The sequence below is a fragment of the Shimia sp. MIT1388 genome, assembly GCF_047124445.1.
Taxonomy (GTDB): Bacteria; Pseudomonadota; Alphaproteobacteria; order Rhodobacterales; family Rhodobacteraceae; genus Shimia.
The window spans coordinates 3,842,120-3,854,864 of the sequence record NZ_CP138921.1 but is presented as its reverse complement, the minus strand read 5'-3'; the positions used below and the strand labels follow the sequence as shown (position 1 = coordinate 3,854,864).

Annotated in this window: 12 protein-coding genes; 6 read left to right on the top strand and 6 right to left on the bottom strand. The window is 56.9% G+C overall.

Features of this window, described 5'->3' with window-relative positions; translation table 11 throughout:
• Positions 1–100: 100 nt before the first annotated feature.
• From SIB92_RS18975 to SIB92_RS18950, 6 genes are all read right to left on the bottom strand, one after another.
• Positions 101–382, bottom strand: a complete 282-nt coding sequence (locus SIB92_RS18975) for a hypothetical protein (protein WP_412553487.1) — start codon at positions 380–382, stop codon at positions 101–103.
• Positions 369–593, bottom strand: a complete 225-nt coding sequence (locus SIB92_RS18970; protein WP_412553486.1) for a hypothetical protein — start codon at positions 591–593, stop codon at positions 369–371. The genes SIB92_RS18975 and SIB92_RS18970 overlap by 14 nt, the downstream gene beginning before the upstream one ends.
• Entirely contained in the window at positions 590–793 is a 204-nt protein-coding gene (locus tag SIB92_RS18965) for a hypothetical protein (RefSeq protein WP_412553485.1), read from the bottom strand. Before SIB92_RS18965 ends, SIB92_RS18970 begins: the two co-directional genes overlap by 4 nt.
• Complete coding sequence (locus SIB92_RS18960) at positions 790–1,098, bottom strand: hypothetical protein (RefSeq protein WP_412553484.1); 309 nt, start codon at positions 1,096–1,098, stop codon at positions 790–792. The genes SIB92_RS18965 and SIB92_RS18960 overlap by 4 nt, the downstream gene beginning before the upstream one ends.
• Positions 1,099–1,590: 492 nt before the next feature.
• A complete protein-coding gene (locus tag SIB92_RS18955; RefSeq protein WP_412553483.1) occupies positions 1,591–1,770 on the bottom strand; it encodes a hypothetical protein in 180 nt (59 codons plus the stop codon).
• A complete protein-coding gene (locus tag SIB92_RS18950; RefSeq protein ID WP_412553482.1) occupies positions 1,767–2,645 on the bottom strand; it encodes an ArdC family protein in 879 nt (292 codons plus the stop codon). The genes SIB92_RS18955 and SIB92_RS18950 overlap by 4 nt, the downstream gene beginning before the upstream one ends.
• A 478-nt stretch (positions 2,646–3,123) precedes the next feature.
• Between SIB92_RS18950 and SIB92_RS18945 the strand changes: the two genes are divergently transcribed.
• From SIB92_RS18945 to SIB92_RS18920, 6 genes are all read left to right on the top strand, one after another.
• Positions 3,124–4,041 carry a GIY-YIG nuclease family protein gene (locus tag SIB92_RS18945; protein WP_412553481.1) on the top strand — a complete coding sequence of 306 codons (918 nt, stop codon included), beginning with the start codon at positions 3,124–3,126 and terminating at the stop codon, positions 4,039–4,041.
• Between the two features lie 116 nt (positions 4,042–4,157).
• Positions 4,158–4,400, top strand: coding sequence for a hypothetical protein (locus SIB92_RS18940; RefSeq protein ID WP_412553480.1), 243 nt, complete (start codon positions 4,158–4,160; stop codon positions 4,398–4,400).
• A 10-nt stretch (positions 4,401–4,410) separates the two neighbouring features.
• Positions 4,411–6,114, top strand: a complete 1,704-nt coding sequence (locus SIB92_RS18935; protein WP_412553479.1) for an N-6 DNA methylase — start codon at positions 4,411–4,413, stop codon at positions 6,112–6,114.
• A gap of 78 nt (positions 6,115–6,192) precedes the next feature.
• Complete coding sequence (locus SIB92_RS18930; protein WP_412553478.1) at positions 6,193–8,235, top strand: type I restriction-modification system subunit M; 2,043 nt, start codon at positions 6,193–6,195, stop codon at positions 8,233–8,235.
• Complete coding sequence (locus tag SIB92_RS18925) at positions 8,232–9,482, top strand: restriction endonuclease subunit S (RefSeq protein WP_412553477.1); 1,251 nt, start codon at positions 8,232–8,234, stop codon at positions 9,480–9,482. The genes SIB92_RS18930 and SIB92_RS18925 overlap by 4 nt, the downstream gene beginning before the upstream one ends.
• Positions 9,479–12,712: a type I restriction endonuclease subunit R gene (locus SIB92_RS18920; RefSeq protein WP_412553476.1), complete on the top strand. Its 3,234-nt coding sequence runs from the start codon at positions 9,479–9,481 to the stop codon at positions 12,710–12,712. Before SIB92_RS18925 ends, SIB92_RS18920 begins: the two co-directional genes overlap by 4 nt.
• The last annotated feature ends 33 nt before the right edge of the window (positions 12,713–12,745 follow it).

Here is a 12,745-nt window from a genome sequence, read left to right as displayed (position 1 = left end):
AATATTATAATATTGCATCAACTGCCTGTATTCCGTTTGGAGCGGCCATCGGCTGCGACCGCCGGGCAAAGCCCGGCCCCATGCGCAAGGCATGGCACCACTAATCGTGGTTCCACGCCTCAGCATTGCCAAGCAATTCCAAAGCTATTGCGCGGGCCGCGCCTTCGGCGCTGGAATAGGTTTGATGATCGGCCAGCTCGTGCAGATCAAAAGGCTGTTGCGGGTCGTCCGGGGTCTCGACCCGGACATAGATCGCCCAGCCATCGATCAGCGCCAGATCGTCACAATACTCCTGCCCGCCATCGGGCAGATTGCAGAACCCATGAAGATGCACGCTGGCGCGGCCCTCTCGGGCCGCCTGCCTGACGTCAGAATACTTCATGGCAATCCTCGGCGTTTTCCTCGATGAAAAATTCGTCAGGCTCGCCGTTCAGGCGGGTGCCATCGCGACTGGTCAAACCAATAGCTGACCCGTTCCGCGTGAAGGTGATGAGGTAGTGCCCGAGGCAATCACGCGTCACCGCATACCCCCTGTTGACCCAGTGAACGCGGTTGCCCGCGTCCACTGCTGCCTTGATGCCTTCCAACGTCATCGCAACGCCTCCTCAAGGATTGCGAGAGCCCCAAGGCAATCGTCGATATAGGGCTGTTCTTCGCCGTCCAGATCGTTCAGCTCGAGCCGGTTCAACACGGCGTAAAGCGTGGCGCGGGCCTCGCGGGCAGCGCTTCGCAGGCTGACGGTATCTTCCAGACGCGCAGTCCCAAAATCATCGCTGTGAAGATCAGGGATCATCGGATTTCTCCCGCCTTGTGCTTCCAACGCGGAGCGATGTCTTCGAACGGCACTGTGAAGGGCGGCAGCGCGTCAAAGCCGTTCGAGCTTTTGACCACCTTCACCTTGGCGCAATCATCCTCGACGCTGAGGATCTCGACGCAGAACACACCGCCCAAACCTGACGGAACAACGATCTCCTTCAGCTCGTGCCGATGCTTCCCGCAATAGACGCAGGTGCTATAGAGCCCGTTGATGATGTGACCGCCGGTCGTGCGATCACAGTCGCAGGTCCAGAATTTCGGGCGCTGATATTTGTGAGCCATTTGTGGCCTCCTCTTGGGTGCTGCGGTTGGGGCTTGGCTCGTGGCTCGGGGAAACGCTCCCCCGGAGCCTTTCCGGTTTCCTCCCCACTCCGCCGATGGGCTGCACACCGGCCAATCTGATCTGACCGAATACGCATGTATTCGGCGGAACAGAGTGGGTGGGGGCACAGCCCGACCCACGACCCAGGAGCGGCCAGTCAATAGGTCAAAGCCAGCAACTGGTGCGGCCCGCAGCGCGCCCCGCGCGAGGACACGGGTTGCAGGCTTTGACGACGCGCCTGCGCGGCGCTTGCCTATTGACGGGACGCGGCTGGGATGTTGGGCGGACCAATAAAAGTGAAAGAAGACTGAAGGAGGTGAGCGGGCTGAAGGCCAGCCGATCCTCCGCACAGTCCGTTTCTCAGAGCGGCCCGTGCGCAGCAGCACGGGCCACAATTTCTCATTTCATCCCCCGAGGCCTGCGCCCCGCCATATGAGGCGGGGCGCAGGTGCTCAAAGCTCAACACCGGCTTTCAAGTTGCCGTCCGGATCCAGCCATTTGCGCGCCTCTGCACAATCCAAGCAAATACAGGTGCCACTGCCTTTCACGATGACCGGCGCAAGAAAGATCACTGGGTTTGACGCGCCGCATTTGCGGCACGTCATCGGAGGTAGGATTGCGGGGCCACTCATGCTGCGGCTGCTTTCGATTGACCTGCGGCTGCTAAAACAAAATCGGCGGCCTTCTGTGCCTCGGACGCCGCGCGAAAAATCGCCCGCTTGTCCTCTTTGAGAGCGTTCAACCACCCTCCAACATATGCGGCGCTTTGGTCGAACTCCGGCGCAACGCCAATCTGAGCACCAAGGAAGCAAGCACCGATTTCCGCGACCAGCTCTTCAAAGGCATAGGCTTCGCGGTTCGCAAATTTCTTGATCCGCTCAAGCCGCTTTTCGCTGCCGGTCCAGTGGATCACCTCATGGGCCAACGTCCCATAGTAGCCTGCCGCATCGTAAAACGTAGCAATCGGCGGCATGTGGATGTGGTCTTTGGCGAGGCTGTAATAGGCGCGCGGGTCATCACTGGTGAGGATCTCCGCCCCTGCCCGGCCAAAAAACGCCTCAAGCTCAGGATCTTCGGCCGTGCCAAGATCGCGCGGGGCCTCTGGCCGGATGTAGTAGTCCTCGGGCAAGCCCTCGATCTGATCCGCGTTGAACACGCGATAGGCGCGCGCATAGGGCAGTTCTTCCTCGACGCCCAGTTCGTTCTCTCGGGTGAACGTCCCGTATTTGACCACGGTCGACGACGTTTCACCTTTGCGGACTTGACCGCCCAGCTCCTGCGCCTGCTTGTAGGTCATCCAGCGGCTAGAAACATAGCCATGCTTGGCCGCCATGACCCAGAGCATCAGGACATTGATCCCGCGATACTCCTCGCCGTTGTGTCGGGTCGGCAGGGCAATGCCGGACGCGCTTCCGGTCCACGGCTTGCGCCATGGCGGCGTGCCCGCTTCGATCTCTGCAATAATAGTGTCGGTGACATGGGCATAAACATCAAACTTCGGTGCCATTTGTGGCCTCCTCGATCAAAGTGACGCGGGTGAGGCTTCGTGCCCCCTTCCGCCGATGGGCTGCGCCTCGGCCACCTGATCTGACCGAATACGCATGTATTCGGCGGAACAGAGTGGGAGAGGGCAAAGCCCGACCCATGGCCCTGAACGGGGCTGTCAATCGGCCACATTTGCGAAGAAAATGTCTGCGCCAAAATCAGACGCCAATTTGCCGCGCGAGGAATGGTTCGCCTGCGAGACAGGGGAAATTGGTGACTGATTTTGGGGATGGACTAAGGTTGACCGCCACGGACAGGGATGTTGGGCGGACCAAACGAAAAGAATGATGTCTGGATCGGGGGGAGCGGGCCATCGGCCCGTTGAGCCCTGATGCAGTCCGTTTGCAAAAGCCGTCCTCGCGGGACGACAATCATGTAATTTCGTGGTTAATGTGTGCTGTACAAGAAATTATTAGAATCATGTTTTCAGGGGAAAAATCGTGCAAGCAGAGGGCTCATTCGGTCGAACAATCCAGCTTTTTCTCGTCGACGGGAAGCCAACTGGGCTGCGAAAAGCGACAATCCATGGTTGGACAGGTTTGCTTTTTGTAAGCGGCGCTTCAGCTTTCGGCGATCTGACCGCTCGTGAAGAAGTTGATCGGACCGGTATCTATATCCTATCGGGTCCTGATCCCGAAAAAGCCGGTGCAACCCGCTCCTATATTGGCTCCGGAAACTCTGTGGCCGAGAGGGTCAAGCAAAGCGCGATCAAAAGAGATTTCTGGGAAACTGCCATCACCATCACCACAAGTGACGATGACCTTTCCAAAGGACACGCGGAGTATCTGGAGGCGCGGCTCATAGAGCAAGCCGCCCAGGCAGGCCGCGTCACGCTGGATAACGGCACGCAGCCGGACACCAGCAGGCGACGATTGCCCGAGGCCGACGTAGCCAACATGGAGCAGTTTCTATCAAACCTTCGCATCATCCTGCCCGTGATCGGTCTGGATATGCTCAAGCCACAACCGCGCGCGGTAACACAGACAGCGAAGCCTGTTGACGAGCGGACCGAGGGCGAAGTGCAATTCGAGATCCGCCACAAGAGCGGCGTCAAAGCGACCGCTGTAGAGGAAGATGGTGAATTTGTTGTACTGGAAGGGTCTGAGGCGCTGACCGAAACTGGCTATGTCCAACAAAGCTACGGCAGCTTGAAGGAAAAGCTCATATCCGACGGCACTCTGGTCGCCGACGGCAATCAAAAACTCCGTTTCACGAAGCCTTGGTCGTTCAATAGTCCTTCAGCCGCCGCTGCTGTCGTCCTGGACCGAAACAGCAACGGACGCCTGGAGTGGAAGGTCAAGGGATCAAAACAGACGTACCACGACTGGCAACAAGCTGAAGCTAGCGCCTCGAGCTGACAGGGCCTCGTGACAAAAATATAAAATAAGGGGTTGATTTTTAAATCAGGTGATCGTATCTCTTGATCATCAAGAGGAACAAGTCGATGCAAGTTACAAACCACATGGATTGCAGAATGAACCAGCGCGGCATCAACAAGCAGATGGTAGACCTTGCGTTGGAGCATGGCGTATTTGAAGGCGACAAAATCGTGTTGCGCCGCAAGGACTGCGACCAAGTCGCGGCCGAACTTCGCCAAACGCTGAAGCTCCTTGAGCGCGCCAAGTGCAAGGGCGGGATCACAGTCGTGGTTGCGGGCGACTGTCAGATCACGACATACAACACGGGCAGTTTCGCACGCCCGGCGTCAAAAAAATAAGGGGCTGAAAGTGACCAAACCCAATCAAAGACAAGCCCTTTCGGCCGTGCGCCAGATTCCTGGCATTCAGCATGCAGCCCGTATTGTGGCCTTCTACGGCGCATCTCGCTTGGATCCCGAGAAATCGATGCCCTCCCCAAACGATTTGGAAGCCGCGAGTGAGCATGCAGGCGGGAGAGTTCTTGATGAAGCCACTCAGGCACTTCTTGACCTTTCGCCGAAGGAACGTCTGACCGCGATTGACGAATTGATGGCATCTAGTCATGGGCGCCACGAGCCATGGCTGCCCAAGGCCCCAGCAAAGCGCTTTGCAGAATTTGTCGATAACGCGAGTTCCGTACGCTGCTCGTTCGAGGCCTCCCTCCACACAGCACTTTTACTGGCAATGCAAGGCAAGGCAGTGCTCTTCGTAGCGCAAAATAAGGACATTTGTGACTTTGCACAAAGCCTTGCCGTTCTCTTGGAGTGCAAATTGCAAGTTCAACTCGCCGATCCACTCGCACGTACAGATACCACCATTTTTGAGGCAGAAGTGGGCTTTCCCCCTTTCGGATCCAAGCCCATGAATACCAACCAGATTCCGCGACGCACACTTGCGATATTGGACGCGGAAGAGGGAAAAAAGCGCCTAACCGAAGATGTGCTCGCTTTAGCCGACGCGCTAGCACAGTCGACCGGCCAAACCATCCTTTGTGTGCCAGATGGGCTAATGTATCGAGGCGTTGGCGTTGAGCCCCTAGCGCGCGAAGCGCTCGTTGCATCTGGTCGCTTGAAAGGCGTCCTTGCGGTTCCTGGCGGCATGATTTTCCCAAACACTATGATCGACACCGATGTTTTGGTTCTCACCCCTTCCAACATGGATGGCTCCAAGGTCAGAATGCTCGATCTTTCTCATCCAATCTTCTCTGGAAGAACAGTTAGGGGACGCCCTGAGATACTTCCCGGCACGAAATGGGCCCGCTACTTGGATGAAACCACCGCAACCGATGAAACCTTCGCCAAGGACGTCTCGCTCGAGGAGATCAAAGCGAAAGACTTCATCCTGAGCATCAACCGGTATCTGCTTCCTCCAGCCGCAGTCGCGCTGGAAAGCTTCCTAGAGCGCTCGCGCACGATTGAGTTGCAAGATGCGGTCGAACTGATCCGCCCTCTAAGTTTGGGCAAAGCAGAAGATGGAGAATTCACCATCTTCGAGGCATCGCCCGCTGATGTGAGCCAGCATGGCCTCCTGACACAACCGCACAAAATATCGACGCTAGAACGTGCGCAAATGCGCAAGGCTCGAAACCAACGGTTGCTTCCTGGCGATGTCCTTTTGTCCGTGAAAGGTACGATCGGCACGGCAGGCCTCGTCCCCGCCGATGCGCCGACAAGTGACGAAGATGGGTTTTGGACGGCAGGCCAATCCTTCATGATCCTGCGCCCTAAACGCGGGGGCGTTTCCGGTGTGGTTCTGTATGAGTACCTGGCAAATCCAACGGTTGTTGAGGCGCTGCGCACACTTGCTGGCGGTTCAGCGATACAATCCATCGCTATCAAAGACCTGAAGGCCTTCCGAGTTCCAATCCCCTCCGAAGAAGAAGCCGAACGCGCAGAACTCACATTCAAGCAGAGGCAAGAGCGGCATGCTCAGATCGAGACAATCTTAGCCGAGATTGAAGCCGAGCGAACAAGCTCCTGGCCTAGCAGAGAGCTGAACCGAGACATGCCCTGACCTCCCGCCTCCAACCCAAACCAATTCAATTCATTTTCACGCCAAGCGTGCAGCACCCAATCAGAACGAGACTGAACCTTGAACACACAGACATCAACCACAGCAAAAGCCAACAACACCCACACGTCGCTCGCGGACTTCATTTGGAAGAACGCGGATGACCTTTGGGGCAACTTCAAACACGTCGATTTCGGCAAGATCATCCTGCCGTTCACGCTTCTCCGCCGCCTTGAATGCGTCCTCGAGCCTACTCGGGAAGAAGCCGCTAAAATGCACAAAATGGCCGTCGAAAACGGGCTCGACGTCGATGTCATCCTGCGTCAGGCAACCGGCTACCCCTTTTACAACACATCGAGCTACAGCCTGGAAACGCTAGGGTCTGGCCGCACCCGGCAGAACCTTGAAGACTACATCGCGAAGTTCTCCGCAAATGCCCGCGTGATCTTCGAGCAGTTCGATTTCATCAACACAATCAGCCAGATGGACAAGAAGGGCGTTCTCTACAAGATCTGCCAGAACTTCGCCGCCATCGACCTGCACCCCGACGCGGTTCCCGAACGGACCATGTCCAACGTCTATGAACACTTGATCCGCCGGTTCGGGGCCGAGGTGAACGAAGCGGCCGAGGATTTCATGACGCCCCGTGACGTGGTCCACCTGGGCATTGAGCTCCTGCTCGAACCGGATGACCAGATGTTCATCGACAACCCCGGCATCATCCGCACGCTCTATGACCCGACGATCGGCACCGGCGGCTTTGTCTCGGACGGGATGGAGCACGTTCAGTCGTTGCAAGATCGCTATGGTACCGCCCCGACCCTTGTTCCCTACGGCCAGGAACTGGAATCCGAAACCCACGCCGTTTGTCTGGCGAGCATGCTTCTGAAGACGCTGAAGTCCGATCCCGGCCGCGACCTGTCCCAGAACATCAAGCTCGGCAGCACCCTGTCTGCCGACAAATTCCGCCACGACAAATTCCACTACTGCGTTTCCAACCCGCCATTCGGCAAGAAGTGGGAGTTGGACCAGGCCGAAGTCGTGCGCGAACACCGCGACCAGAAATTCGAGGGGCGCTTTGGTCCCAAGCTGCCGCGTGTCAGCGATGGCTCGATGCTGTTCCTGCTGCACCTGCTCAGCAAGCTTGAAGACCCTGAAAAGGGCGGCGGGCGCGCGGCGATCGTGCTGTCGGGCTCTCCCCTTTTCAACGGCAACGCTGGTCAGGGTGAATCTGAAATCCGCCGCCACCTGCTAGAGCAAGACGTGGTCGAGGCCATCATCGCGCTGCCGACCGAGATCTTCTTTCGCACGGGCATTGGCACCTACATCTGGGTTCTATCGAACCGCAAGCCTGCCGACCGGCGCGGCAAGGTTCAGCTGATCGACGCGACCGAGATGTATGAACCGCTCCGCAAGAGCGAGGGCAACAAGCGGCGCAAGATTGGCGAGGACCAAATTCGCGATATCGTTCAGCTTTACGCCGACTTCGAGCCGACCAAGAAAAGCCTCATCCTCGACGCACAAGACTTTGGCTATCGCCGCATCAAGGTGCTGCGCCCACTGCGCCACAAGATCGTTGTGTCAGATGCGGGGTTTGAAGCGCTGGCCGAACACAAGGCGTGGGAAAAGCGCACGGATGATCAGCGGCAAGGCTGGCGCGAACTGTTGGCAGAGCACGCAGGCACCGACCATGACTGGCACTGGATCGACAGTTTTGCCAAGGCGGCGGCGAAAAAGGACGCGAGCCTCGGCAAAGCCGACGCGGCGCTGATCAAGTCGTTTCAAAAGGCCTTTGGCGTGCGGGACGAAGATCTTGACCCGGTCAAGGACAAGAAGGGCAACCTGATCCCCGACGATGATCTGACGGATTATGAAAACGTGCCCATGGGCACCGATATCCATGACTACCTCGAAACCGAGGTGACACCCCACGCCCATGACGCCTATATCGACGAGACCTATGTGGACGAGACCGATGGTGACATCGGGATCGTCGGCTATGAGATCAACTTCAACCGCTATTTCTATGAATACGTCCCGCCGCGCGATCTGGACGAGATCGATGCAGAGCTGAAGGCCATCGAGGCTTCGATCACCGAGGTTCTTGCAGAGGTGACAGAATGAGATCCTTCGGAGCCATTAAGTCAATTCCCGAAACTGCCGTTCCCGAAGGCTGGTCACTCAAGCCGCTGAAGCAAATCGTTCGCAAGGTTTCTAAGAAAAGTAAGAACAAGACGAACGTCGTTGCGCTAGAAAATATCGAGAGTTGGACAGGGAAGCTTGTACCGACCGAGGCGGATTTTGATGGCGACGGCATCAGCTTCATAGAGGGTGACATCCTCTTCGGAAAATTGCGCCCTTACCTCGCAAAGGCATACCTCGCGCGTTCAGACGGTGAAGCTATTGGCGATCTTTGGGTTCTTCGACCGAACGATTCCTGTGAACCTCGGTTTGTAGCATACCAACTTCTGTCGCAGGTGTTCATCGAGACTCTGAATGCTTCTACGAACGGGGCCAAAATGCCTCGTGCAGAGTGGGCATTCGCCGGAGCTCTCACCTCCCCGACACCTGCGAAAAACCTTCAAACGACCATTGCCGATTATCTCGACCGCGAGACCGGGCGGATTGATGGGTTGATCGAGAACAAGACGCGCTTCATCGCGCTGCTCAAGGAAAAGCGCGCGGCCGTCATCGACCACGCCGTTACCAAGGGCATCGACCGGAACGTCGAAATGAAACCCTCAGGGGTGGAATGGATTGGCGACATTCCGGCGCATTGGGATGCGCCACGCATCGCGACGCTGTTTCGCGAAGCTTTCCGAAAGCCAGACCCGGATCTGCCAGTGCTTTCGGTATCGATCCACAACGGCGTGTCAGATGGTGAGCTGTCTGATGAAGAACGCGATCGTAAAGTCGCGTTGAGCGAAGATCGCACTAAATATCAAGGTGTTGAACCAGGCGACCTTGTCTATAACATGATGCGCGCGTGGCAAGGCGCATTTGGTGCCGTGGCTGTGTCTGGATTGGTCAGTCCTGCCTATGTTGTCGCGCGGCCTATTGCCGAGTTTAGAACCAAGTTTTTGGAGCACCTATTGCATACAAAAAGCGCTGCCGAAGAAATCCGCAGATACTCCAGAGGGATCGCCGATTTTCGCATGCGGCTTTATTGGGAGTACTTCCGCGATATCCGCGTTTGCCTGCCCCCACTATCGGAACAGGATGAAATCCTCGGCCATATCGACCGCGAAACAGCGCGCATCGAAGGCCTGATTGAAAAGACCGAGCGCTCCATCGCGCTTTTGAAAGAAAAACGCGCGGCGCTCATTACAGCGGCGGTGACCGGTAAGATTGATGTGAGGGCCGCAGCATGAGCGATTTACACCACGAAAAACACCTTGAGGCCTATATCGTCAAAAAGCTGACGGAACAGGGCTGGCTGCTTGGCGACACCAAAGGCTTTGACCAAGACACCGCCGTCTATACCGAGGATCTGGAAGCCTGGATCCAAGAGACCCAAAGGCCAAAATGGGACAAGCTCGTCGCCCTGAACGGTGATCGCGCCCGCGAAACGCTGCTCTCCCGTCTCGATGCCGCCTTGGCGAAACAAGGGACCATCCAGGTTCTGCGCCGTGGCTTTTCCATCGCGGGCTGCGGGCAGATCGACATGTCCGAGGCCGCGCCCGAAGATCAGCGCAATGAGACGATCATCGCGCGCCATGCCGCCAACCGGCTGCGCGTTGTGCCCCAGCTGAAGTACCACCCCGGCCGCGAGCTGGCGATCGATCTGGGTCTCTTCATCAACGGGCTGCCCGTCGCCACGGTCGAGCTCAAAACCGACTTTACCCAATCCGCCGAAAGCGCGCGCGAACAATACAAACGCAACCGCCTGCCCGAGGACCCCGCCACCGGTCGCAAACACCCGCTGCTGACCTTCAAACGCGGTGCCATCGTGCATTTCGCGATGTCCGACAGCGAGATTTGGATGGCGACGAAACTGGCGGGTGAGAACACCTACTTCCTGCCCTTCAACCGTGGCCATGACGGCAAAGGCGGCAACCCGCCCCGTGATGACGGCGAATACCCCGTCGCCTATTTCTGGGAAGAAATTTGCCAGCCTGACGCCTTCCTGCGCATCTTCCACAGCTTCGTCTACGTCGAGAAGAAGGATGTGGTGGACCTGAAGGGCAACTGGACGGTCAAGGAAACGCTGATATTCCCGCGCTTCCACCAGCATGACGCGGTCAACAAGATGATCGCAGACGCGAAAGAGAAAGGCCCCGGGCACGCTTACCTCTGCGAGCATAGCGCCGGTTCGGGCAAGACGTCGACGATTGCCTGGACGGCCCACGACCTGACTAAGCTGCGCCATGACGACGGCAAGGCAGTCTTTGATACCGTTATCATCGTGACGGACCGGACTGTGCTGGATGGGCAGTTGCAAGACGCCGTTCAGCAGATCGACCATCGCAAGGGCATGATCGCCGCGATTGACCGCGAGACAAGCTCCAAGACGAAGACCGCGCAGTTGACGGAAGCCATGCTGAAGGGCGTGCCGATTATCGTGGTGACGCTGCAAACCTTCCCGCATGCGATGGAAGCAATCCTGACGGAAACGTCGCTGAAGGACCGTAGGTTTGCCGTGATCATCGATGAGGCGCATACGTCCCAAACCGGTAGCACGGCTTCGAAGCTGCAAGCGACCCTCGCGCTTTCGTCTGCCAAAGACACCGCGAACATGACGGTCGAAGAGCTCTTGACCGAGATCCAGAAAAGCCGCGCCCGGCCGAAGAACCTGTCCCACTTCGCGTTCACTGCAACACCGAAACACTCGACCTTGATGTTATTTGGACGGCCGCAGGACACGTCCCGCCCGGCAGGCCCGGACAACCTTCCGCGCGCGTTCCACAAATACGAGATGCGTCAGGCCATCGACGAGGGTTTCATTCTCGACGTGCTCAAGGGCTATGTTTCTTACAAGACCGCCTTCAATCTTGGAAAAGAACTGGAAGACAAAAAGCGCGTGGACGGCAAGGCAGCCAAGCGAGCGCTTGCCAAATGGATGAGCCTGCACCCCACGAACGTTACCCAGAAGGTGCAGTTCATCATGGAGCACTTCCGGCACAACGTTTCGCCTCTCCTTGACGGAAAGGCGAAGGCAATGGTTGTGACGAGCTCGCGTGCGGCGGCTGTTCGCTACAAGAAGGCCTTCGATGCTTTTGTCATTGCGAACCCGCAGTACAAAGACGTTCGCGCGTTGGTCGCATTCTCGGGGAAGCTCAGCGGCAAGGACGTCATGCATTCCGATGACGCGCGGATTTCAGGCGATCTCTTCGTTTGTGACGACGATGCGGAATTCACTGAAAGCAACATGAACACGGGCGTTGAGGTCAAGGACCTGCGGATCGCATTTGATAGGCCGGAATTTAGAGTGATGTTGGTCGCCAATAAGTTCCAGACGGGCTTCGACCAGCCGAAGCTCGTTGCTATGTATGTGGACAAGAAGATCGCGAATGAAGTCGAAATCGTTCAAACGCTATCGCGCCTCAATCGCACTTTCCCAGGCAAGGAAGAGACCTTCGTCGTCGACTTCGTCAATGACCCGGAAGCGATCCGAGCGGCCTTCAAGAAATATGATTCCGGCGCGCAAATCACCGAGGTTCAAGACCCAAACGTCGTCTACGACATGAAGGATACCCTTGACGAACAGGGCATCTACTCGGACGAAGACATTGAAGCGTTCAAGGTCGCGCGCTTCGAAACCGCCAAGACCTTCGACACCGGCGAAGAAGATCACCACAAGGCGATGTTTGCGGCCACCCAACGACCGACCGACCTGTTCAACGCTCGCCTCAAAGCGCTCCGCGAAGAGGCCGCTCGGTGCGAAGTTGAATTCCTGAAGGCAACCGAGGCAGGAGACGATGCCTCGGCGAAAAAGGCCGAGCATGAAAGGATGCAAATAGAAGAGAGCATCGGTCGGATGCTGGAGTTCAAGTCGGGCTTGGCTAGGTTTTCCAGGACCTACACATACATCGCGCAATTGCTGGATCTGGGGGATCCCAGCATGGAGAATTTTGCCGCTTTCACAAAACTTCTGGCAAACCGCCTCAATGGCGTTCCTCCCGAGCACGTAGATCTCAGAGGCATTTCCCTGACGGGATACGACATTAAAAAGAACGATGACCAGGGCAACAACGGTGACGACCCAGATCCAAACTTGAAGCCCACTGGACCGGGCGGTTCAAATGTGCCGGGTAAGCTTCCTGTCTACCTCCAGGAGTTGATCGAACGATTGAACGGTATCTTTGGTGAAGCCGCTCCGATCAAGGACCAAGCAAGCTTTGTAAACCAAATCGTTTCGATTACCCGTGAAAACAGCATCGTAAGAGCGCAAGTTGAGGAAAACTCTAAAGACCAAGCGTTGAAAGGAAGCCTGCCCGGCGCGGTTCAAGGCGCGGTTGTGCGTGCAATGAGTTCGAACAACGCTTTGGCCACGCATCTTCTCAAAGAAGATAAACAAGGCCTCGGTATCCTTACGAACCTTATTTACGATCTGATCAAAGCGGGGAAAGATATCGACCTTGGAGAGCTCGACGATGTCTAAATCGCGCGCTTTCAGCGCCGAATGGTCCCCAAA